Here is a 21,317-nt window from a genome sequence, read left to right as displayed (position 1 = left end):
CCGCCCCCGGGGGGGGGTCTCGGTGCTCGCCCCCACCACACCCCCCCCACAGCGGTGTCGACCGGCATGTCAACGGCGGGTTACGGCCTCCCGCCAGCGATGGCCCCGCCCGGGTCCAGGGGCGACGATGGCCGGTAGTCCCGCCGTTCCCGACGCCGCGAGCGGCCCCACCCGTGAACGGAGCCCCACCACGGTGACCGCGAGCGCCCACCGCACCGAACTCCTCGCCCCGGACTCCCTCGCCGCCCACTCCGGCGTCGTCTCCGAGACCGAGCACAGCGCCCTGCGCGCCGACATCCGGAAGCTGTCGACGATGCTCGGCCAGACCGTCGCGCTGCAGGCCGGCGACGAGGTGCTCGAGCTGGTGGAGGAGGTCCGCAAGCTCGCCCGCGAGGCGGCCGGGGAGAGCGGCGACCCCGACGCCGTCACCCGCCGGCTGTCCGGCCTCGACACCGGCACCGCCGTCGTCCTGGCCCGGGCCTTCTCGCAGTACTTCCAGCTGGCCAACGTCGCCGAGCAGCTGCACCGCTCGCGCGAGCTGCGCAGCCTGCGCCCCGCCGACCGCCGCCCGCTGCACACCGTGATGGAACGGCTGGCCGCCGAGGCGGACCGCGGTGCGGTGCAGGAGGTGCTGGCCCGGGCCCAGCTGCGGCCCGTGTTCACCGCGCACCCCACCGAGTCGTCCCGGCAGTCCGTGCTCGCCATCCTCCGGCGGGTGGCCGAGGGGCTCGACCACGGCGCGTCGGACGACGAGCTGGGCGCGCTCGTCGACCTCCTCTGGCAGACCGACGAGATCCGGCCCGGCAAGCCCACGGTGACCGACGAGGCCCGCGGCGTCGCCTGGTTCATGGAGCAGCTCGGCACCCGCACCGTCCCCGACCTGATCGGGGAGTTCGAGGCCGAGGTGCGCGCGCACGGCTTCGAGGTCCCGCCGGACTCGCGGCCGTTGAGCCTGGGCTGCTGGGTCGGCGGCGACCGGGACGGCAACCCGAACGTCACGCCCGAGGTGACCCGCGAGGTCCTCGAGCTGTACTCGGACCGCGCGCTGAAGATCCACGGCGCCCTGGTCGAGCAGCTGATCCAGGAGCTGTCGATCTCCACCCGGGTGATGGGGGTGTCCGAGGAGCTGCGCGGCGCGCTCGCCCGCGACCGGCGCGCACTGCCCGAGATCCACGACCGGTTCATCCGGCTCAACGCCTACGAGCCGTACCGGCTGCACCTGAGCCATGTCCAGGCCCGGCTCGAGAACACCCGGGCGCGGATCGCGGACCGCGGGTCGCACGTCGCCGGGCGGGACTACCTCGGGGTGGCCGACTACGTGGCCGACCTGGGCGTGCTGGACCGCTCGCTGCGCGGGCACCTCGGCGCGCGGATCGCCGGCGGCACACTCGCGCGGGCCGTCCGCGCGGCCAAGGCGCTCGGCCTGCACCTGGCCGAGCTGGACATCCGCGAGCACAGCCAGAAGCACCACGACGCCCTCGGCGCGATCTACGACCAGCTCGGCGAGCTGGACAAGCCGTACGCCTCGCTCAGCAGGGCCGAGCGGCGGGAGCTGCTGTCGAAGGAGCTGCAGGGGCACCGCCCGCTGATCCGCCGGCACTACGGCGTGCCCGAGGCGGCGGCCCAGGTGATCGCGACCTTCGACATGCTGCACGAGGTCCAGCACGAGTTCGGGCCCGAGGTGGCGCGGACCTACATCGTGTCCATGGCGCAGGACGTCGACGACCTGCTCGCCGTCGCCGTCCTCGCCCGCGAGTCGTACATGGTGGAGCTGCGGACGGACCCGCGCTCGTCCGTCGACCTGGTGCCGCTGTTCGAGACCGTCGAGGAGCTGTCGCAGGCGGGCCCGCTGCTCGAGGGGCTGCTGTCCGACCCGGGCTACCGGCGGCAGGTGCGCAACCGCGGCGACCTGCAGGAGATCATGCTGGGGTACTCGGACTCCAACAAGGGCGCGGGCATCACCAGCTCGCAGTGGGAGATCCACCGGGCCCAGCGGCAGCTGCGCGACGTCGCGGCGACGCACGGCGTGAAGCTGCGGCTCTTCCACGGCCGCGGCGGCTCCGTCGGTCGCGGCGGCGGGCCGGCGGGCGAGGCGATCGCGTCGGCGCCCTACGGCTCGGTCGACGCCGCGATGAAGCTCACCGAGCAGGGCGAGGTCATCTCCGACAAGTACTCGCTGCCCACGCTGGCGCACGACAACCTGGAGATCCTGCTCGCCTCGATGCTCGACGCGAGCGTGCTGCACAAGGCCTCCCGCTGGCCGGACGAGACCCTGGCCCGCTGGGACGAGGTCATGACCTGCGTGTCCGAGGCGGGCAAGAAGGCCTACCGCGAGCTGGTCGGCGACCCGGCGCTGCCGGAGTTCTTCACCGCGGCCACCCCGGTCGACGAGCTGGGCCGGCTCAACGTGGGTTCCCGGCCGTCGAAGCGCCCGGGCACGGGCACCCCGTCGCTCGACGACCTGCGGGCCATCCCGTGGGTCTTCGGCTGGACGCAGACCCGGATGGTCGTCCCCGGCTGGTACGGCCTGGGCAGCGGCCTGAGGGCGGCGCGGGACGCGGGCTACGGCGAGGTCCTCGACGAGATGCGCGAGTGGGCCTTCTTCGCCAACCTGCTCGGCAACGTCGAGATGACGCTGGCCAAGACGGACCTGCGGATCGCCTCCTACTACGTCTCGACGCTCGTCGAGCCCGCCCAGCAGGGGCTGTTCGAGCTGATCCGCGCCGAGCACGGGCGCACGCTGCGCGAGGTGCTGGCGCTGACCGGCGACCCGGTGCTCCTCGACCGGCACCCGGTGCTGCGCAACACCCTCGCCGTCCGCAACGGCTACCTCGAGCCGCTGCACCACCTGCAGGTCGAGCTGCTCGACCAGCGCCGCCGCCGGGGCGAGGACGACGCCGACCTCGAGCGCGCCCTCCTGCTCACGATCAACGGCATCGCGGCGGGGATGAAGAACACCGGCTGACCCGTGCTGAGCGAGCGGCGCTCCCGCTCATCCCCAGTGATCGAAGCGCCGCTCGCTCACCAGGCCGTCGCACCATCCGGGTTGCACGGACGCGTCGCTCGCCGCGGCCGTGAGCGGGTAGGTCGGTGCCGACTGCCCCTGGAGGGTCAGTCGGCCCTCACGACCGGCTCCGAGCTTCGGGAACGCGGGACCGCGATGTCCGTGGGCACCCCGCGCCCGCGCAGCACCACCGGCTCGCCGAGCTCCCAGCGGCGCGCCTCCTCCGGCTCGGCGAGGGCGATCGCCGCGCCCGACGCCGCGATCCCGCCGCGGGACTTGGCCAGGTCGGTGAGCCGCGCGGCCTCGTTCACCGGGTCGCCGATCACGGTGTACTCGTAGCGCCGCGGGTCGCCGACGTTGCCCGCCACGGCGTCGCCCGCGGAGACGCCGATCCCCGCCGCGAGCTCGGGCATCTCGTCGGCGAGCCGCTCGCGCAGCATCCGGGCGGCCGCCAGCGCGCAGCCGGCCGGGTCGTCGATGGTCACCGGCGCGCCGAACACGGCCAGCGCGGCGTCGCCCTCGAACTTGTTGATCCAGCCGCCATGTTCCTCCACCACGCCGACGACGACCGCGAAGAACCCGTTGAGCACCTCGACGACCTCGGCGGGCGGCCGCTCCGTGGCCATCGCGGTGGAGCCGACGAGGTCGACGAACAGCACGGCGACGCGGCGGACCTCGCCGCCGAGCTCGGCGTCGTCGGACGCGGCGGCGGCGCGGGCGACGTCCTGCCCGACGTGCCGGCCGAACAGGTCCCGGATCCGCTCCCGCTCCCGCAGCCCCTCGACCATCGTGTTGAACCCGGCCTGGAGCCGGCCGAGCTCGGTGTGGTCGTAGACGGGGACGGAGACGTCGAGCTCTCCCTTCTCCACCCGCTGCATCGCGCGCCGCACCGCGATCACCGGGTCCGCGGTGGACCGGGCGGAGCCGATGGTGGTGAGCAGCCCGGCGAAGAGCGCGGCGCCCCCGATGCCGAGGATCATCACGGCCAGCCGGTCCACGGTGACGTCCCGGAACACCAGGGCCGTGGTCCCGGCCAGGAGCAGGCCGAACACCGGCACCGCCGTGCCGAGCGCCCAGAACAGCACGGGGCGCAGCAGCACGCCCGGGAGCGCCCGGCTCCGCGGCGGCACGCCCGCGAGCACCACGGACGCCGGCCCGCGCAGGATCCGCTCGCCCAGCAGGTAGGACAGGGAGCAGGTGGCGATCCCGCCGATGGTGATCGTGGCCGCGACCGAGAAGGCCAGCCGCGCGGAGAACTGCAGGTTGAGCAGCCCGAACAGCACGACGGCGCCGGCCCAGAGGAAGGCCAGCACCACCACGAGCCGCAGCGGGCCGAAGAGCACGAGGCGCCGCGCGCGCCGGGCCGGGTCGACCCGGGCGCCGCGGCCACGGAGCCGGAACAGCGCCCGCCCGACGGCCAGCCCCAGCGGCGTGACGACGACGAGGTACCCGGCGAACACCGCGATGTTGACGAGCCGGACCTGCCCGGGATCGGAAACTCGCCCGTCCGGCACGACCCACGCGGCGAGCACGAACACCACGGCCGCCCCGCCGAAGTTCGCGAGGATCACCGCGACGCTGAGCAGCAGCCGGAGCGGCAGCCCCAGCACGAAGCCGCCGGGCCGCAGACGGTCCGCCATGCCGGGAGTCTAGGCCGAACGGGTGTCGGTCATGCTGGGGGACATGACGGAGCTGGAGGTCAGGCGCGGCGGCTCCCGCGGCCCTGCCGTGCTGCTGCTGCACGGGCTCGGGGCGACCGGCCGGGTGTGGGACGGGCTCATCGGCGCGCTCGGCGACCGGGCGTGGGTCGCGCCCGACCTGCCCGGCCACGGCCGGTCCGCGCCGCTGCCGGAGTACACGTTCGCGGCCGTCGCCGAGGCTGTGACCCCGCTCGCCGACCCCGCGGGGACGGTCGTGCTCGGGCACTCGTTCGGCGGCGTCGTCGCCCTGCACCTGGCCGGTCGGCCCGGCGTGCGCTCCGTGGTCGGGCTGGGGATCAAGGTGGCGTGGACCGCCGACGAGCTGGCCCGCGCCGCCGCGCTGGCCGCCCGCGCCCCGGCGGAGTTCGGCACCCGCGAGGAGGCCGTGGCCCGGCACCTGCGGGTCGCCGGGCTCGACGGCCTGGTCGACCCGGCCGACCCTGCGCTCGACGGCGCGGTCGCCCGGACCGGCGAGGGCTGGCGGACCGCGCTCGACCCGAAGGCCTTCGGCGTCGGGGACCCGCAGATGGCGGCACTGCTGGCCGCCGCCCCGGTGCCGGTCGTGCTGGCCCGGGGCGAGCACGACGCGATGGTCACGGCGGGCCAGCTGGCCGCACTCGTCCCGGCGCCGGTCGACCTCCCGGGCCTCGGCCACAACGCGCACGTCGAGGCCCCGGAGGCGCTGCTCCCGCTCCTTGGTTAGCGGACCGTCCCGACCAGGTGCACCGCACCCTTCCGGTTGCGGACGGCCAGGTCCCAGCCCTCCTTCGCCTGCTCCGTCACCAGCTCCACGGTCGACGGCAGCAGCAGCGGCGTGCGGAAGCCGACCTCGTACGTCGCGGCGTCGGGGACCCGGCCCTGCAGCGCGGCGAGGGCCCGCGCCGCCGTCCACATCCCGTGGGCGATCGCCCGCGGGAACCCGAACGCCTTGGCCGTGACCGGGTTCAGGTGGATCGGGTTCACGTCCCCGCTGACCGCGGCGTAGCGCCGCCCGGTGTCCGCCGGCACCCGCCACACCGCGGCGGCGGGGCCGTCGACCTCGGGCAGGTCGGGCAGCTCACCCGCGAGCCCGGTCGGGGCCTGCGCGCCGCGGGCCAGGTAGGTGCTGCGCCCGTCCCAGACCCGGTCCCCGCCGACGGACACCTCGGCGACCAGGTCCACCTGCGCCCCGCGCGGGTGCGCGGCGAACCGCTCGGCCCGCACCCGGACCTCGAGCTGCTCGCCGAGCCCGATCGCCCGGTGCACCGTGATCCGGTTCGCGACGTGCACGAGCCCCGGCAGCGGCAACGGGAAGGACCGCGCCGCCATCAGCTCGATCTGCAGCGGGAAGGCCAGGACGTGCGGGAACGTGAGCGGCAGCCGGTCGCCGAGCGGGAAGCCGCACACCCGCGCGTAGTCCGCGAGGTGCCCGACCTCCGGCGTGACCGTCCGCTCGAGGACGGTCCCCGGCAACGACCGCGCGCGCCCGGGCAGGACCGCACCGACGGCTGCCTTCGCGTAGAGACCGATCATCACGCCCCCAGCATCGACTGGCCGCACACCCGCACGACCTGCCCGTTGACCCCGCCGGACTCGGCCTGGCCCAGCCAGCCGATCGTCTCGGCGACGTCGACCGGCAGACCACCCTGGCGCAGCGAGTTGACCCGCCGCCCGGCCTCGCGCGTGCCGAGGGGCATCCTCGCGGTCATCTCGGTCTCGATGAAGCCGGGTGCGACCGCGTTGATCGTCACCCCCTGCTCTGCGACGACGGGGGCGAGCGCGCGCACCATGCCGATGATCCCGGCCTTGGACGCCACGTAGTTCGCCTGCCCGCGGTTGCCCGCGATGCCACTCTGCGAGGACACGCAGACGATCCGCGAGCCGTCCTGCAGCAGCGTGCCGTCGGCCAGCAGCGCCTCGGTGATCCGCAGCTGGGCGCGGAGGTTGACGTTCAGCACCGCGTTCCAGCGGTCCGGGTCCATGTTGGCCAGCAGCTTGTCCCGGGTGATGCCGGCGTTGTGCACCAGCAGGTCCACTCGGCCGTGGCGCTGCTCGAGGTGCGCGACCAGCCGCTCCGGGGCGTCGACGGCGGTGATGTCGAGCTGCAGCGCCGTGCCCCCGGTCCGGTTGGCCACCGTCGCGAGGTTCTCCCCGGCCGCGGGGATGTCGACGACGACGAGCGTGGCGCCGTCGCGCGCGAGGGTGTCGGCGATCGCCGCGCCGATGCCCCGGGCCGCGCCCGTGACCACGGCGACGCGCCCGGCCAGCGGCTTCTCCGGCAGCGTCGGGCTGTCCATCGCGGCCGGGTCCCGCGGGGAGCCGACCGGCACCCCGACCCGGACAACCTGCCCGTCGACGTACGCCGAGCGGGCGGACAGGAAGAACCGGACCGAGCTGTCGACGGCCGCGGGCGGCGCGTCGGCCGCCACGACCAGCAGGTTCGCGGTCGCACCCGCCCGCAGCTCCTTGGCGATGGTGCGGATCAGGCCGTCGAGCGCCTGGGCGGTGGCGGCGGCCTCGATGCCCGCGGAGGTGGAGCTCGCGGAGCCGACAAGCGAGGCGGCTCCGGCGGGTTCGGGTCCGAGCAGCAGCAGCCGCCCGGACGGGGCCAGCTTGCGCACCGCCGGGGTGAGGATCGCCCGGGCGGCGGCGAGGTCGTCGAGCGTGACGGCCGCCGTCAGGTCGACGACGACCGCGGCGAGCTTCTGGTCCCCCACCTCGTCGACGACGTGCTGGCCGGACTCCTCGACCAGCGCGGCGATCGGCTTCGCGAAGCGGCCGGCGCCGACCGACGCGACGAGCGCGGGGCCGGGCAGGAGCGCCTGGCCGGGCTCGTAGCGGCGCAGCAGCGGCACCCGCGGCACGCCGAGGCGCCCGGCGAGGGCGGTGTTGGACAGGTCCCGGACACGATCGGCACTCATCTCACGCCGCCTCGAGGATCGCGACGACGCCCTGGCCGCCGGCGGCACAGATCGAGATCAGGCCACGGGCCTTCCGCCCGCCCTCGCCGCCGCCCTTCTCGTGCAGCAGCTTCGCCAGCGTGGCGACGATCCGGCCGCCGGTCGCGGCGAACGGGTGCCCGGCCGCGAGCGACGAGCCCGTGACGTTGAGCCGCGACCGGTCGATCGACCCGAGCGGGGCGTCGAGGCCGAGCCGGTCCTTGGCGAACTCGACGTCCTCCCACGCCTTGAGCGTGGCGAGCACCGTGGAGGCGAAGGCCTCGTGGATCTCGTAGAAGTCGAAGTCCTGCAGGGTGAGCCCGTTGCGCTCGAGCAGCCGCGGCACTGCGTAGACCGGCGCGGTGAGCAGCCCGTCCCGCCCGTGCACATAGTCGACGGCGGCGGTCTCGGCGTCGACGAAGCGGGCCAGCACCGGCAGCTTGTGCTCGGCCGCCCACTCGTCCGAGCCGAGCAGGGCCAGCGCGGCGCCGTCCGTCAGCGGGGTCGAGTTGCCCGCGGTCATGGTGGCCTCGTCGCCGAACTGCTTCCCGAACACCGGCGCGAGCGTGGCCAGCTTCTCGACCGACGAGTCCGGGCGCAGGTTGTCGTCGCGGGTCAGACCCAGGTACGGGGTGACGAGGTCGTCGAGGAAGCCGCGCTCGTAGGCGGCGGCGAGGTTGCGGTGGCTGGCGGCCGCGAGCTCGTCCTGCGCCTCGCGGGAGACGCCCCACTCCTTCGCGGTGGTCGCCGCGTGCTCACCCATGGACAGGCCGGTGCGCGGCTCGGAGTTGCGCGGGATCTCCGGCACGATCTGCCCCGGCCGGAGCCTGGCCAGCAGCTTCAGCCGCTGCTGCACCGTCTTCGCGCCGTTGATCGCGACGAGCACCTTGCGCAGGTCCTCGTTCACGGCGATCGGCGCGTCGCTCGCGGTGTCGACGCCGCCCGCGACACCGCTCTCGATCTGGCCGAGCGCGATCTTGTTCGCCACCAGGATCGCGGCCTCCAGGCCGGTCCCGCAGGCCTGCTGGACGTCGTAGGCGGGGGTGGACGGGGCGAGCCGCGAGCCGAGCACCGCCTCGCGGGTGAGGTTGAAGTCGCGCGAGTGCTTGAGCACCGCACCGGCGACCACCTCGCCCAGCCGCTCGCCGGCCAGCCCGTAGCGGGCCACCAGGCCGTCGAGCGTGGTGGTGAGCATGTCGAGGTTCGACGCACGGGCGTAGCGCCCGTTGGCGCGCGCGAACGGGATCCGGTTGCCCCCGATGACGGCGGCGCGCCGCGGTGTGGACGGCATGTCGTTCCCTCCTGTGCGGATGAGCCCTGCGGTGGTCGGTATTACCCGCGAGTAGCCAGAACTCACAGTACCCGGTACCGTCGGTTCCATGAAGCCGGAGGCGACGCTCGCGGAGCCGGCCCTCGATCCGACCCGTGACCGGCGCGACTCCCGGTGGGACGCCCACCGCGAGCAGCGCCGTGCCGAGCTCGTCGGTACCACCGTCGCGGCGATCCGGCAGCACGGGGCCGGCGTGGGGATGGACGAGATCGCGGCCGCCGCGGGCACGTCGAAGACCGCGGTCTACCGGCACTTCCGGGACCGCACGGGGCTGTACACCGCGGTGTGCGAGGCGGTCGCGCGCGTGCTCACGGGACAGATCCGGCGCGCGACCGACCGGGCGCTGGCCGAGGGCGCGGGCCCGCACGCCGCCGTCGCCGCGGGGATCGACGCCTACCTGCGGCTCATCGAGTCCGACCGCGAGGTGTACCGGTTCGTGGTACACCGCCCGCTCCTCGGCGCCGCCGTCGCCGGCGCCGATCCCGTCACCGACCTGGTCACCGTGATCGGCGACCAGGTGGCCGCGGTGATCGAGTCCCACCTGCCCGGCGCGCCCGCCGCACGCACCTGGGGGCACGCGCTCGTCGGGATGGTCCGCGGGGCCGCGGACGACTGGCTCGCCCGCCCCACCGGCACCACCCGTGACGAGCTCACCGCCCGTCTCACCGACCTCGCCTGGACCGGACTCGCCGGCCTGGCGACCTCATCTCGCGCAGCGCGCGACGCGGGCACCGACCCGAGCGCAGCTCGCGACGCGAGCACCAGTACCGCAGGAGGCACCGCATGACCCCGTCCGTGGACGCGCTCCGCTCCACCCTCGACGGCCGCTGGGCGGACGTCCGGAGCTCGGTCCGGGAGCAGATGTCCCGGTTCCGCCCGGCCGACCCGGACCTGTCGACCGAGGAGTACCGCGCGACGATCCTGGAGCTGGTGCGCGAGCTGGCCGAGACCGGCCGGCCGCACACCGGGTTCTCGCCCGAGTACGGCGGCAAGGGCGACGTCGGCGGTGTCGTCACCGCCTTCCAGGCCCTCGGCTACGGCGACCTGTCGCTGCTGGTCAAGGCCGGTGTCCAGTGGGGGCTGTTCGGCGGCGCCGTGCAGGTGCTGGGCACCGAGCGGCACAACGAGCGGTACCTGCGGCAGATCATGGACGGCGAGCTGCTCGGCTGCTTCGCGATGACCGAGACCGGCCACGGCTCGGACGTCCAGCACCTGCGCACCACGGCCACCTACGACCCGGTCGCCGAGGAGTTCGTGATCGACACCCCGGAGCCGGGGGCGCGCAAGGACTACATCGGCAACGCGGCGCGCGACGGCCGGATGGCGGTCGTGTTCGCCCAGCTCGTCACGCGCGGGGAGACGCACGGCGTGCACGCCTTCCTCGTCCCCATCCGGGACGAGGCCGGCGCCGCGATGCCCGGCGTCGAGATCGGCGACTGCGGGCACAAGGCCGGGCTCAACGGCGTCGACAACGGGCGACTGGCCTTCCGCTCCGTGCGGGTACCGCGCGAGGCCCTGCTGAACCGGTTCGCCGACGTCTCGCCGGACGGCACCTACTCAAGCTCGATCGAGAACGAGGGCCGCCGCTTCTTCACCATGCTCGGCACGCTCGTCCGCGGGCGGATCAGCGTGGCGGGCGGCGCCGGCAGCGCGTCCCAGAAGGCACTGGCCCTGGCGATCCGCTACGGCGAGCGCCGCCGGCAGTTCGCCGACCCGGGCACCGGGCAGGAGACCGCGATCCTCGACTACCGCGCTCACCAGCGGAAGCTGCTGCCGGCGCTGGCCACCACCTACGCGCTGCAGTTCGCGCAGGACGACCTGGTCGCCGAGATGCACCGCCTGCAGGCTCCGGGTGCGGAGCCCGACGAGAAGGCCCAGCGCGACCTGGAGAGCCGGGCCGCGGGCGTCAAGGCGATCGGCACCTGGCACGCCACCCGCACCATCCAGACCTGCCGCGAGGCGTGCGGTGGCGCCGGCTACCTGTCGGAGAACCTGCTGCCGCAGCTCAAGGCGGACACGGACGTCTTCACCACCTTCGAGGGCGACAACACCGTCCTGCTCCAGCTGCTCGCCAAGAACCTGCTGGCGGACTACGGCAAGAGCGTCCAGAAGCTCTCGCCACTGGGGCTGGCCCGGTTCGTCGGCGGTCAGGCGCTCGACGCGGCCGCCGAGAAGACCGGCGTCAACAAGCTGCCGCGGCGGCTCCCGGGCCGCGGCTTCCGCCCGCGGGACCGCGCCGAGCAGCGCCGGCTGCTCGCGGACCGGGCCGAGCACCTGCTCGCCGGGGTCGCGCGGCGGCTGCGTCCGGCACTGAAGAAGGGCGCCGACCAGTTCGCGATCTTCAACGCCGCACAGGACCACCTCCTCGACGCCGCCCGCGCGCACGTCGACATCCTCGTGCTCGACGCGTTCGTCGCCGGGATCGAGCGGGCCGCCGACCCGTCGGTGAAGGCGTTGCTGGAGACGGTGTGCGACCTGCACGCGCTCGCGACGATCGAGCGGGACCGCGCCTGGTACCTCGAGCACGGCCGGCTCACGGCGGCCGAGACCCGCGCCGTCGTCGCCGCCGTGAACGAACTGTGCGGCGAGCTGCGGCCGCACGCCCGGCTGCTGGTCGACGCCTTCGGCATCCCCGAGGGCTGGATCGCCTGCCCGCTGCTGGAGGACCCCGCCGCGGAGAGCGGCGCGACGGCCTCGGTGCCGGAGATGGTGGGCTGACCCCCGCGGGGGGTTGAGCCGATGGGCTGAGAGTCACACGTCGTTCGCTGCCGTAACGGTCCTCATCACTCTTTCGATGGACGGTTAGCGCGACGGTTGCGCCCGCGCGGCACCCCGACGCCGCACGGAGTAGCCGTCGCTCGCTCCCTGTTGGTCCATCCGGTGGAGGACGCGCCGATGCGGCGATCCCGCGTGCGGTGGCGGCCGGTCGCGCTGCTCGCGCTGCCGCTCGCCCTGGGCGCCGTGCTGCTCGCATGCGCCGCGCCCACCGCGGACCCGGCGCCCGCACCGCAGATGGCGGCGCCCGAGGTGCTGCCGTACGTCGACGTCTCGCTGCGGCCCTCGCCGTTGCCGGACATGGTCGCGCGGACCGGCGTCCGCTCGGCGGTCCTCGCGTTCGTGCTGTCCGCCGACGGCAGCTGCACGCCCTCCTGGGGCGGCCAGACCCCGATCACCGATCCGGTCGTGGTCGAGGCGGCGCGGTCGCTCGAGCAGGTCACGGTGGCGACCGGCGGCGCGACCGGGACCTACCTGGAGAACGCCTGCCCGACCCCCGAGACGCTGGCCGGGGCGTACCGCACCGCGCTCGCGTCCGTCGGCGCCACCCGGCTCGACGTCGACGTGGAGACCGGGGTCGACGCCGAGAAGGTCGTGAGCGCGCTCGCGCTGCTCACGGGCGTCGACGTCACGCTGACCCTGCCGGTGCAGGACGCGGCGCACGGCCTCACGGCCGCCGCGCTCGACCTGGTCCGGACCGTCGACGCGCACGGCGTCGACGCCCGGGTCAACGCGATGGTCATGAACTTCCCCGACGAGGGCGACTGGTCGGGAGCGATGCTCCGGGCCACGGACACGGTCGTCGGGCAGCTGGACCGCGCCCCGTCGCGGGTCGGTGTCACCCTCATGCTCGGCCGGACCGACACGGGTCCGGTCACCACCCTCGCCGACGCCGCAGGCGTCGCCGGGGTCGCCCGGGACCGCGGCATCGGCGCCGTCGGCCTGTGGTCCGTGGGACGCGACAACGGCGACTGCCCCGGCAACGCCACGGCGTCCTACGCGTGCAGCGGGATCGCACAGACCCGCTACGCCTTCATCCGGACAATCCGCGACGTGAGCGCGGGCCTCGCTCCCCCGGAGGACGTGACCCCATGATCGACGACGAGACGCGTGCCCTGCGCTCCGTCCCGGCTCCCCGCCGTCCCCTCGACGATGTCGACGACGCGCCGCTGGGGTCCCCGGCCCCGCCGCTCGGTGCGCCCGGGCGGCCGGGTGGGTCGGGCTCCGGGCGGACCATGCCGTGGGCCGAGGACGCGACGCGGGTCAGCGGCGGTCCCGGCTGGGACCAGGACGCGACGCGGGTCGGACAGTGGGACGACGACGTGACGCGCGTCGGCACCTGGGACGACGAGGCGACGCGCGTCGGGCCCGCCGACGTGACCCGGATCGAGCCCCGGGACGACGACGCGACCCGGGTCGGGGGCGTGCCGGCGGCGTGGGACGCCGCCGGGCCCCCGGCCGACGTCGGCCTGCCCGGGATCGACGCGACCACGGCGATCTCGGCGCGGCGCCGGGCGGAGCTCGCGGCCGAGTCGCCGGTCGACGCCACCGCCGCCATCGCCTCGGTGCGCCCGGTGTTCGTCGACGAGCGCGGCCGCCGCACCCGCGGGATCAAGTTCGGCGTCTACAGCGTGGTCGCGGTGTGCATCGTGTTCCTCGCGGTCGTCGGCATCAGCCTCGCCGCCGGCAACCGGGGCCCGCTGATGGAGATCCCGCTGCTCGGGGGCGCCAGCTCCGCCGAGGCCAGCGACACGGTCGACACGGACGAGATCGCCCCGCCGCCGCAGCCGGTGGCGGAGAAGGCGACCGCGACCACCACCGCCGCCAAGCCCGCCGCCACGACCACCCGCGCCCCCGCCGCCCCGGTCGCCACGGTGCCGCCGGCGGTCACCACCACCGCCCCGGCCCCCACCACCACGGTCGCCCCGACGACCACCACGACCGCCCCAACCACGACCCGGACCCGCACGCGTACGCAGAGCCCGAACCCCAACACGGATGCGGGCAACGGCACGGGTACCGCCACGGGCACAAGCCCCGACACGATCGCCGCGCCCGCCACCAACTGAGGGGTGAACGGCGCTCTCGCTCACCCCTACTGAACGAGAGCGCCGCTCGCTCCATCGCCCGCCCGGGCTCTCCCCGGCCGCGGCACCGTCCGACCCTCCGCTCCCCGGGAAACACGAACGGCGCTCTCGTTCACTCCTGGTGAGCGAGAGCGCCGTTCGTTCAATGCGGGACGATCAGCTCGCCACGCGCGCCGCACAGGCGTCGCGGTCCCCGGTGTAGGCGGGGTCCTGGGCGGCGGCCAGCCGCAGGTGCGGCAGCGCGTCACCGTGCCGGCTCTGCCGCTGCAGCGTGCGCCCGAGCAGGTACCGGGCGTACGGGTCGCTCGGCGCGAGCTCGACGGCCCGGCTCAGCGTCTCCTCGGCCCGGCGCAGCTGCGCGGACCGGTAGTAGGCCCGCCCGAGCAGCAGGGCACCGGCCGCGGTGTCGCGCAGCTCGTCGACCAGCGGCGCCAGCAGCTCGAGGGCCTCCAGCGGCCGGCCGGCCTCGAGACTCCCCTCGGCCAGGCGGTAGATCAGTGCGTTCTCCATCGCAGCCTCCCTTCACGCTGCCCAACCCGATACCCCCTCCCCCTATTCCGAAGTCCCCGGCATCCTGATCATCAGGAGCTCACGGCTCGTCCGGCTGCCGAAACCGACCCTCAGCTCCTTCTCGACACCCGCCGAACCCCACCCACATCCGGATACCGTGCGGGCATGGATCTGGACGACCTGCGTGCGGTGCTGTTCGACATGGACGGCACGCTCGTCGACTCCGACGGCGCGGTGGAGCGGGCGTGGCGGACCTGGTCGGCGGAGTACGGCGCGGACCCGGAGGCCGTGCTGGCGGTGGCGCACGGTCGCCCGTCGGCCCCCACGGTCCGCGAGGCCCGGCCCGACCTGGACGAGGCCGGGGTGGCCGCAGCCGCCGCCCGCCAGCTCGAACTGCAGTACACCGATCTCGACGACGTCCGCGAGATCCCCGGCGCCCGCCGCCTGCTCGGCCTGCTCGACGTCCTCGGCCTGCCCTGGGCCGTCGTCACCAGCGCCGACCGCAGGCTGACGGACGTCCGGCTGCGCGCCGCGGGCATCACGCCGCCGGAGGTGCTCGTGACCAGCGAGGACATCTCCGCGGGCAAGCCGGACCCGGAGGGCTACCTCCGCGCCGCCAAGGCCCTCGGCGTCGATCCCGCCGCGTGCCTGGTCGTCGAGGACACCGAGCCCGGCCTCGCCGCCGGCTGGGCGGCCGGCGCCCGCACCGCCGCACTGCGCGGCCTGCGCGGCGACCTCTCCTTCACCGGCCTCGACGACCTGGCCGACCTGCTGAGCGAGTGGGTCCCGCCCCTGCCCCCGTCCTGAGTGGCGATGGTCGCTATAGCGACTATCGCCACTCACAGCAGGTCAGCGGTACCGCTCCACGATCCGCCGCTTGACGAGCTTGCCGGTGGGCGTGCGGGGCAGGGAGTCGGTGAAGTCGACGGTGCGTGGGCACTTGTAGTGCGCGATCCGCGAGCGGACGAACTCGAGCAGCTCGCGCTCCAGCTCCGGCCCCGGCATCGCCCCCGCCGCGGGCACGACGACCGCCTTGACCTGCTCACCCATCTCCTCGTCCGGCACGCCGATCACGCCGACGTCGTGCACCGCGGGGTGCAGGGCGAGCGCGTCCTCGATCTCCTGCGGGTAGATGTTCACCCCACCCGAGATGATCATGAACGACTTGCGGTCGGTGAGGTAGAGCCAGCCGCCCTCGTCGACGTACCCGATGTCACCCGTGGTCGCCCACAGTGGATGGTCGGGGTGGCGGGAGTCGGCCGTCTTGGCCGGGTCGCCGTGGTAGGCGAAGGTCTCGATGTCCCGTTCGAAGTAGATCGTGCCGATCTCGCCGGGCCCCAGCACCGCGCCGTCGTCGCCGCAGATCCGCAGGATCCCGACCTTCGCCTGCCCCACGGAGCCGGGGTGCTCCAGCCACTCGGCCGAGCTGATCCGGGTGGAGCCGGGCGACTCGGTGGAGCTGTAGTACTCCTCCAGCACCGGCCCCCACCATTCGATCATCCTGCGCTTGACCTCGATCGGGCAGGGCGCGGCGGCGTGCACCGCGATCCGCAGCGAGGAGAGGTCGTAGCGGTGCCGGACCTCGTCGGGCAGCTTGAGCATGCGGACGAACATCGTCGGCACCCACTGGCTGTGGGTGATCCGGAAGCGCTCGATGTCGGCGAGCGCGCGCTCGGCGTCGAAGCGGTCCGCGATCACCACCGTGCCGCCCAGGGCGTGCACCATCGAGCCGAACCGCAGCGGCGCGGAGTGGTACTGCGGCGCCGGCGAGTAGTAGACCGAGTCCCGGCCGAAGCCGTAGGCCTCGCCGAAGCCGCTGAGCATCGGGTCGCCGGGCTCGTCCACCTGCCGCTCCGGCAGGTCCCGCTTGATCCCCTTGGGACGCCCGGTGGTGCCGGAGGAGTAGAGCATGTCCATGCCGCAGGGCTGGTCGTCGAGCGCGCCGGCCGGCTGCTCGGCCAGCGCCGCCTCGTAGTCCTCGTGCCCCGGCACCGACCCGCCGACGGCGAGGCGCAGCTCGACCTTCGGGGTCTCGGCCACGATCGCCTCGGCGATCCCGGACAACGCCGCCGAGACGACCAGGACCCGCGCCTCGCAGTCCGACACGATGTAGGCGACCTCGGGCGGCGAGAGGTGGCTGTTGACCGCGGTGACGTAGAGGCCGCAGCGCAGCGCCGCCCAGTAGACCTCGAACACCTCCGGCCGGTTCTCCAGCACGAGGGCCACGTGGTCGCCGCGCGTCAGTCCCTGCGCCAGGAACACCCGCGCGAGCTGCGCGGACCGGTCGTCGAGCTCCTTGTAGGTCTGGCGGAGCCCGTCGAGCGGGCCTCCGGACATGATCGTCGCGATGTCGTCCGGCGCCTCCCGCGCCCAGGTCCCGGGGTACACGTCAGCTCACCCTGCCGGCGGTCCGGCCGGCCTGCCCGTCGTTGCGCACCCCTCGTTTCTAGCCGCCTGAACGAACGATCGCTAGACCTCGCTCGCCAGATCCGCGTGCTCCACGCGGAGGTCCTTCTTGAGGATCTTGCCGCTGGGGTTCTTCGGCAGGGACTCGGCGAACACGATGTACTTGGGCCGCTTGTACCCGGCGAGGACCTCGCGGGCGTGCGTGTCGACCTGCTCGCGGGTCAGCTCCACGCCCTGCTTCGGCACGACGACCGCGGTCACCGCCTCGATCCAGTGCGGGTGGCTGATGCCGAACACCGCCACCTCGGCCACGCCCTCGAGCAGGTACAGGGCCTCCTCGACCTCGCGGGAGGCGACGTTCTCCCCGCCGGTCTTGATCATGTCCTTCTTCCGGTCGACGACGGCGAGGTAGCCGTTCTCGTCGACCACGCCCAGGTCCCCGGAGTGGAACCAGCCGTTCCGGAAGGCCGCGGCGGTCTTCTCCTCGTCGTTGTAGTAGCCCAGCGCGGCGTGCGGGGACCGGTGCACGATCTCGCCGACCTCGCCCGGCGGGACCTCGTTGTCCTCGTCGTCGACCACGCGGGTCTCGACGTTGAGCGACGCCCGCCCGGCCGACCCGGCGTGCGGCAGCTGCTCGTGCGGGCGCAGGATCGTGGCCAGCGGCGACATCTCGGTCTGCCCGTAGAAGTTCCAGAACTGCACGTCGGGCAGCCGTCGGGACAGTTCCTTGAGCACCTCCACCGGCATCGCCGAGGCGCCGTAGTAGCCCTTGCGCAGGCTGGACAGGTCCCGGCTGTCGAAGTCCGGGTGGCGCAGCAGCGAGATCCACACCGTGGGCGGGCAGAACAGCTTGGTGACCTTCTCGCGCTCGATCGTCTCGAGCAGCCGCGCCGGGTCCGGGCCGGGCAGGATGATGCTGGTCGCGCCCAGGTAGACGTCGACGGAGAAGAAGCAGTCCAGCTGCGCGCAGTGGTACATCGGCAGGGTGTGGACCTCGACGTCGTCGACGCTCATCCCGCCGTCGACCACGCAGGACACGTACTGCGTGATCAGCGACTTCGACGACAGCATCACGCCCTTGGGCCGCGACTCGGTGCCCGAGGTGTACATCAGCCGCAGCGGGTCGTCGTCGGCCACCAGAACCTCGGGCGGGCTGTCCGGGCCGGAGTCGATCCAGCCGTCGACGTCCTCCCAGTCCCCGGTCGGGCCCGAGTTCGATCCAGCACCGGACAGCGAGATCCAGCCGCGCACCCCGCCGGAGAGCCCGGCGCTGGCGAGCGCCTTCTCCGCGGTGGGGGCCAGCGCGTCCTCGGTGACCATGCCCTTCGCGCCGGCGTGCCCGAGGATGAACGCGATCTCGTCGGCGCCCAGCATGAAGTTGACCGGCACCAGCACCACACCGAGCCGGGCGGTGGCGAACGCCAGCACGGCGAACTGCCACGAGTTGTGCGAGAGCAGGGCCAGCCGGTCGCCCTTCTCCAGGCCCTTCCCGGCCAGGTTGTTCGCGCACCGGTTCACGGCGGCGTCGAACTCCGCGAAGCTCGCCCGGCGCCCGCCCGCGACCACCGCGAGCTTGTCCGGGTAGCGCAACGCGGTGCGGCGCAACAGGTCGCCGAGCGAGTGCTGGCGGGCCCGGGCGATCGCCTCGGTGGTCTGCGGGGTGAACTGTGCGACGTCGGCCACACCACGCATCCTGCACGAACGGCCACCCGCCGGACCAGAGCGGGACCGGCCGAGCGGTCAGGTCGGCGTGGCGAACCGTTCCGCCACAGCCGCGGCGACCCCGGCGGCCGTCACTCCACGCACCCCAGCCGCGCAGCACCCGCACGCATCGACCGCGCCAGGGCCTCCCGGGAGGGACCCGGCGGCGCCGGGGCCGAGGCGGCGGGGGCCCGCAGCCCGTCGAGCACGAAGGCGGCGAACCGTTCCCAGGCGCGAGGTGCGGCCTCGGCGGTGCGGTGCACCAGGCCGGCGTTGGCCATGAGGAGCAGCGGCAGGTCCTCGGGCGTGACGTCGGCGCGCAGGTCGCCCGAGCGTTGCGCCCGGTCGACCAACTCGGCCAGCCCGGCCTCGACCCGCCCGCGCAGCGCCTCCAGCTCCGGCTCGGCCGGCACGCTCAGGGTGAGCAGGTCGGCGAGGCCCCGGTCCGCGGCCTGCATGCGCAGCACCGTGAGGACGTAGGCCCGGAAGCCGGTCCACGGGTCGGGCTCGGCGAGCGCCTCCTCCGCGGCCCGCGCGAAGTCCGCCATCCGCTCCGCGAACACCGCCGCGACGAGCGCCCGGCGGGTGGGGAAGCGCCGGTACAGGGTGGCGTTGCCGACGCCGGCGCGGCGGGCGATCTCGTCGATCGGCGCCTGCAGCCCCTGTTCCCCGAACACCGCGCGGGCCGCCGCGACGAGGGCGCGGCGGTTGCGCTCGGCGTCGGCGCGCAGTGTCACGCCGCACACCATAACGGACGAAATGGGGAGCGATCCCCACTTGTGTTAGCGTCCGGGCATGGCGTTGGCGAAGCTCCGGGAGCTCCCCGGACGGATCAGCAGCGGCGGTTTCGTGCTCCACTCCGGCCTGGAGAAGTGGAAGGCCGGCCCGGAGCAGGCCGCGGGCGTGTACGGCATGGCGACCACCGCCTACCCCTTCCTCAAGCGGGTTCCGCAGGAGCAGTTCATGAAGGCGCTCGCCGCGGGCGAGATCGCCACCGGCGTCGCCCTGCTCACGCCGTTCATCCCGGCGGCGGTCGGCGGCGCGCTGCTCACGGCGTTCGCGGGCAGCCTGCTCGGCCTCTACGTCCGGATCCCGGGCCTGCGGCGGCCGGGCAGCATCTGGCCGAGCCAGCAGGGACTGGGGATCGCGAAGGACGTCTGGCTCGCCGGCATCGGCGTCGGCCTGCTCGCCGACGGCGTCACCCGCGACTGACCCACCCCCGGGCCACCGCACCCCGGCCCGACCTCCGCGGGTCAGGCGAGGGTGAGGATCCGGGGGCCGTCCTCGGTGACCGCGACGGTGTGCTCGACGTGCGCGGCGCGGCTGCCGTCCGCGGTGCGGATCGTCCAGCCGTCCCTGTCGTGTCGGTAGGAGTCCTTCCCGCCGGCGTGCAGCATCGGCTCGATCGCGATCACCAGCCCCGGGCGCAGCTTCAGCCCGCGGCGCGGCTTGGCCTCGTTGGGCACGTGCGGCTCCTCGTGCATCGAGCGTCCGACACCGTGGCCGCCGTGGTCGGCCAGCATCCCGTAGCCCGCCCCGCGCGCGACCTGACCGATCGCGTGCCCGACGTCGCCCATCTGCGCGCCCGGCTGCGCCGCGGCGATGCCGGCCTCGAGGGCCGCCTCGGTCGTGGCGATCAGCTTCTCGTCGCTGGAGGCGGAGCCGGCCGTCGACCCCGGGTCCCCGTTCCCGACGACGACGCTGAAGGCGGCGTCGGCGCACCAGCCGTCGAGGTGGACGGCGAAGTCGACGCTGAGCAGGTCGCCCTCGCGGAGCTTCGTGCGGGACGGGATCCCGTGGACCACCGCGTCGTTCACGCTCACGCAGAGCACGCCCGGGTACGGCCCCGGCGCCCAGCGCGGGTGGTAGCCGCGGAAGCTCGACACCGCCCCGGCCTCGGCGATCATGTCGGAGGCCAGCGCGTCCAGCTCGCTCGGCCGGACACCGGGCGCCGCCCGCTCGCGGACCGCGGCGAGAATGCGGGCGACCACCGACCCGGCGGCGTCGATCGCGTCGATCTCCCCGGGCGTCTTCAGCTCGATCACATCGATAACAATACCGGTATTAGTATGACGTCATGGTCCGCGTCCCCCTGACCCCCGAGGACCGCGAGCGCGGCGAGCGGCTGGGTGCCCTGCTGCGCGCCGCGCGGGGCGACCGCAGCATCGGCGACGTCGCCGCGGCGGCGGACATCTCGCCGGAGACACTGCGCAAGATCGAGACCGGCCGGATCCCCACCCCCGCGTTCTTCACCGTCGCCGCGCTGGCCGCGGAGCTCGGCCTCGGGCTCGACCTGCTGGCCGAGTGCGGCCGCGCCGGCGCCTCCCCGGCGGCCTGACCCCGGCATGGCGCACGACCCGGCGGTCCTGCTCGCCCGCGTCCGCAGGGCCGCGAAGGGCACGCCGTACACGGTCACCGGCACCGCCGACGGGTTCGAGCTGGTCGCCGAGGTCCTGAGCCCGCCCGGGGCGCGCGGCCGCCGTCGCGCGGAGACCCTGACCCACCGGGTCACGCTCGACGCGACCGGCGGCACCTACCGCGTCACGGACACCCGTGTCCCGGTGCCGGGCGCACCCGAGGAGGCCGGCGACCGCCGCTCGCTGCTCACCGGCTTCGGCCGCCGACCCGACTCCCCCGAGCAGGCCGGCACGGAGGGCCACCGGATCGTCGACGACGCCGCCGCGGGCCTGGGGTGGACGCGGGTGCGGTCGCCGCTGGAGCGCCCGGGCGTGGTGCTCGCCGCGCTCCTCGGCTTCTGTGTGCTGCTCCTCATCGTCGGGCTCGTCCTGTTGCTCTGAGTAGCCCTGTGTCAAGCCGCTCGGTGTTGATGGGCTTGGGCGGCGCGGTGTCTGGCGGGGTCGTAGGGGGTGTTGGTCTGCCAGCATT

General features: G+C 74.3%; 19 protein-coding genes. 10 read left to right on the top strand and 9 right to left on the bottom strand.

Features of this window, described 5'->3' with window-relative positions; translation table 11 throughout:
* The first annotated feature begins 193 nt into the window (after nt 1–193).
* Complete coding sequence (gene ppc, locus AB0B41_RS22220; protein WP_358206225.1) at nt 194–2,965, top strand: phosphoenolpyruvate carboxylase; 2,772 nt, start codon at nt 194–196, stop codon at nt 2,963–2,965.
* A 146-nt stretch (nt 2,966–3,111) separates the two neighbouring features.
* On the opposite strand, the gene AB0B41_RS22215 is transcribed toward ppc, so the two are convergent.
* The gene (locus tag AB0B41_RS22215; RefSeq protein WP_358206223.1) at nt 3,112–4,644 is read right to left on the bottom strand and encodes an adenylate/guanylate cyclase domain-containing protein; all 1,533 of its coding nucleotides are present in this window, start codon (nt 4,642–4,644) and stop codon (nt 3,112–3,114) included.
* Between the two features lie 43 nt (nt 4,645–4,687).
* On the opposite strand from AB0B41_RS22215, the gene AB0B41_RS22210 reads away from it, so the two are divergent.
* Entirely contained in the window at nt 4,688–5,407 is a 720-nt protein-coding gene (locus AB0B41_RS22210) for an alpha/beta hydrolase (RefSeq protein WP_358206221.1), read from the top strand.
* Here AB0B41_RS22210 and AB0B41_RS22205 read toward each other — a convergent pair.
* The 3 genes from AB0B41_RS22205 to AB0B41_RS22195 are packed head-to-tail and all read right to left on the bottom strand — an operon-like array spanning nt 5,404 to nt 8,913.
* Nucleotides 5,404–6,216 (bottom strand): MaoC/PaaZ C-terminal domain-containing protein, encoded by an 813-nt coding sequence (locus tag AB0B41_RS22205; RefSeq protein ID WP_358206284.1) that lies wholly within the window; start codon nt 6,214–6,216, stop codon nt 5,404–5,406. The genes AB0B41_RS22210 and AB0B41_RS22205 overlap by 4 nt on opposite strands.
* Complete coding sequence (locus tag AB0B41_RS22200) at nt 6,216–7,604, bottom strand: 3-oxoacyl-ACP reductase (RefSeq protein ID WP_358206219.1); 1,389 nt, start codon at nt 7,602–7,604, stop codon at nt 6,216–6,218. The genes AB0B41_RS22205 and AB0B41_RS22200 overlap by 1 nt, the downstream gene beginning before the upstream one ends.
* A gap of 1 nt (nt 7,605) precedes the next feature.
* The gene (locus tag AB0B41_RS22195) at nt 7,606–8,913 is read right to left on the bottom strand and encodes an acetyl-CoA C-acetyltransferase (RefSeq protein WP_358206217.1); all 1,308 of its coding nucleotides are present in this window, start codon (nt 8,911–8,913) and stop codon (nt 7,606–7,608) included.
* An 88-nt stretch (nt 8,914–9,001) separates the two neighbouring features.
* Between AB0B41_RS22195 and AB0B41_RS22190 the strand changes: the two genes are divergently transcribed.
* The 4 genes from AB0B41_RS22190 to AB0B41_RS22175 all read left to right on the top strand — a co-directional run bounded on the left by AB0B41_RS22190 (nt 9,002) and on the right by AB0B41_RS22175 (nt 13,796).
* Entirely contained in the window at nt 9,002–9,739 is a 738-nt protein-coding gene (locus AB0B41_RS22190) for a TetR/AcrR family transcriptional regulator (RefSeq protein WP_358206215.1), read from the top strand.
* The gene (locus AB0B41_RS22185; protein ID WP_358206212.1) at nt 9,736–11,670 is read left to right on the top strand and encodes an acyl-CoA dehydrogenase; all 1,935 of its coding nucleotides are present in this window, start codon (nt 9,736–9,738) and stop codon (nt 11,668–11,670) included. Before AB0B41_RS22190 ends, AB0B41_RS22185 begins: the two co-directional genes overlap by 4 nt.
* A gap of 177 nt (nt 11,671–11,847) precedes the next feature.
* Nucleotides 11,848–12,822, top strand: a complete 975-nt coding sequence (locus AB0B41_RS22180) for a carbohydrate-binding protein CenC (RefSeq protein ID WP_358206210.1) — start codon at nt 11,848–11,850, stop codon at nt 12,820–12,822.
* Nucleotides 12,819–13,796 carry a hypothetical protein gene (locus tag AB0B41_RS22175; RefSeq protein ID WP_358206207.1) on the top strand — a complete coding sequence of 326 codons (978 nt, stop codon included), beginning with the start codon at nt 12,819–12,821 and terminating at the stop codon, nt 13,794–13,796. The genes AB0B41_RS22180 and AB0B41_RS22175 overlap by 4 nt, the downstream gene beginning before the upstream one ends.
* A 174-nt stretch (nt 13,797–13,970) precedes the next feature.
* On the opposite strand, the gene AB0B41_RS22170 is transcribed toward AB0B41_RS22175, so the two are convergent.
* Nucleotides 13,971–14,324 (bottom strand): tetratricopeptide repeat protein, encoded by a 354-nt coding sequence (locus AB0B41_RS22170; protein WP_358206206.1) that lies wholly within the window; start codon nt 14,322–14,324, stop codon nt 13,971–13,973.
* Nucleotides 14,325–14,489: 165 nt separating this feature from the next.
* Here AB0B41_RS22170 and AB0B41_RS22165 point away from each other — a divergent pair, with 165 nt between their 5' ends.
* The gene (locus AB0B41_RS22165; protein WP_358206204.1) at nt 14,490–15,131 is read left to right on the top strand and encodes an HAD-IA family hydrolase; all 642 of its coding nucleotides are present in this window, start codon (nt 14,490–14,492) and stop codon (nt 15,129–15,131) included.
* Between the two features lie 42 nt (nt 15,132–15,173).
* Here AB0B41_RS22165 and AB0B41_RS22160 read toward each other — a convergent pair whose 3' ends face one another.
* From AB0B41_RS22160 to AB0B41_RS22150, 3 genes are all read right to left on the bottom strand, one after another.
* Complete coding sequence (locus AB0B41_RS22160) at nt 15,174–16,712, bottom strand: acyl-CoA synthetase (protein WP_358206201.1); 1,539 nt, start codon at nt 16,710–16,712, stop codon at nt 15,174–15,176.
* A gap of 81 nt (nt 16,713–16,793) precedes the next feature.
* A complete protein-coding gene (locus AB0B41_RS22155) occupies nt 16,794–18,413 on the bottom strand; it encodes an acyl-CoA synthetase (protein ID WP_358206199.1) in 1,620 nt (539 codons plus the stop codon).
* 110 nt (nt 18,414–18,523) lie between these two features.
* Entirely contained in the window at nt 18,524–19,168 is a 645-nt protein-coding gene (locus AB0B41_RS22150) for a helix-turn-helix domain-containing protein (RefSeq protein ID WP_358206197.1), read from the bottom strand.
* Between the two features lie 58 nt (nt 19,169–19,226).
* Here AB0B41_RS22150 and AB0B41_RS22145 point away from each other — a divergent pair, with 58 nt between their 5' ends.
* Entirely contained in the window at nt 19,227–19,643 is a 417-nt protein-coding gene (locus AB0B41_RS22145; protein ID WP_358206194.1) for a hypothetical protein, read from the top strand.
* A gap of 41 nt (nt 19,644–19,684) precedes the next feature.
* On the opposite strand, the gene map is transcribed toward AB0B41_RS22145, so the two are convergent.
* Nucleotides 19,685–20,476 carry a type I methionyl aminopeptidase gene (gene map, locus AB0B41_RS22140; protein WP_358206192.1) on the bottom strand — a complete coding sequence of 264 codons (792 nt, stop codon included), beginning with the start codon at nt 20,474–20,476 and terminating at the stop codon, nt 19,685–19,687.
* 32 nt (nt 20,477–20,508) lie between these two features.
* On the opposite strand from map, the gene AB0B41_RS22135 reads away from it, so the two are divergent.
* Nucleotides 20,509–20,769, top strand: coding sequence for a helix-turn-helix transcriptional regulator (locus AB0B41_RS22135; RefSeq protein WP_358206190.1), 261 nt, complete (start codon nt 20,509–20,511; stop codon nt 20,767–20,769).
* Nucleotides 20,770–20,776: 7 nt separating this feature from the next.
* The gene (locus AB0B41_RS22130; RefSeq protein ID WP_358206188.1) at nt 20,777–21,229 is read left to right on the top strand and encodes a hypothetical protein; all 453 of its coding nucleotides are present in this window, start codon (nt 20,777–20,779) and stop codon (nt 21,227–21,229) included.
* Nucleotides 21,230–21,317: the final 88 nt, after the last annotated feature.

Source organism: Pseudonocardia sp. NPDC049154, from assembly GCF_040648315.1.
Lineage (GTDB): Bacteria > Actinomycetota > Actinomycetes > Mycobacteriales > Pseudonocardiaceae > Pseudonocardia.
Note: the sequence above shows the minus strand (reverse complement) of the source record. Positions and strands in the feature narration are given on the sequence as shown.

What these genes read in the sequence shown, in the direction of transcription:
- AB0B41_RS22215 (WP_358206223.1), bottom strand. Translation starts at nt 4,644, where the DNA reads ATGGCGGACCGTCTGCGGCCCGGCGGCTTCGTGCTGGGGCTGCCGCTC.
- AB0B41_RS22210 (WP_358206221.1), top strand. Translation starts at nt 4,688, where the DNA reads ATGACGGAGCTGGAGGTCAGGCGCGGCGGCTCCCGCGGCCCTGCCGTG.
- AB0B41_RS22205 (WP_358206284.1), bottom strand. Translation starts at nt 6,216, where the DNA reads ATGATCGGTCTCTACGCGAAGGCAGCCGTCGGTGCGGTCCTGCCCGGG.
- AB0B41_RS22200 (WP_358206219.1), bottom strand. Translation starts at nt 7,604, where the DNA reads ATGAGTGCCGATCGTGTCCGGGACCTGTCCAACACCGCCCTCGCCGGG.
- AB0B41_RS22195 (WP_358206217.1), bottom strand. Translation starts at nt 8,913, where the DNA reads ATGCCGTCCACACCGCGGCGCGCCGCCGTCATCGGGGGCAACCGGATC.
- AB0B41_RS22190 (WP_358206215.1), top strand. Translation starts at nt 9,002, where the DNA reads ATGAAGCCGGAGGCGACGCTCGCGGAGCCGGCCCTCGATCCGACCCGT.
- AB0B41_RS22185 (WP_358206212.1), top strand. Translation starts at nt 9,736, where the DNA reads ATGACCCCGTCCGTGGACGCGCTCCGCTCCACCCTCGACGGCCGCTGG.
- AB0B41_RS22180 (WP_358206210.1), top strand. Translation starts at nt 11,848, where the DNA reads ATGCGGCGATCCCGCGTGCGGTGGCGGCCGGTCGCGCTGCTCGCGCTG.
- AB0B41_RS22175 (WP_358206207.1), top strand. Translation starts at nt 12,819, where the DNA reads ATGATCGACGACGAGACGCGTGCCCTGCGCTCCGTCCCGGCTCCCCGC.
- AB0B41_RS22170 (WP_358206206.1), bottom strand. Translation starts at nt 14,324, where the DNA reads ATGGAGAACGCACTGATCTACCGCCTGGCCGAGGGGAGTCTCGAGGCC.
- AB0B41_RS22165 (WP_358206204.1), top strand. Translation starts at nt 14,490, where the DNA reads ATGGATCTGGACGACCTGCGTGCGGTGCTGTTCGACATGGACGGCACG.
- AB0B41_RS22145 (WP_358206194.1), top strand. Translation starts at nt 19,227, where the DNA reads ATGGCGTTGGCGAAGCTCCGGGAGCTCCCCGGACGGATCAGCAGCGGC.
- AB0B41_RS22135 (WP_358206190.1), top strand. Translation starts at nt 20,509, where the DNA reads ATGGTCCGCGTCCCCCTGACCCCCGAGGACCGCGAGCGCGGCGAGCGG.
- AB0B41_RS22130 (WP_358206188.1), top strand. Translation starts at nt 20,777, where the DNA reads ATGGCGCACGACCCGGCGGTCCTGCTCGCCCGCGTCCGCAGGGCCGCG.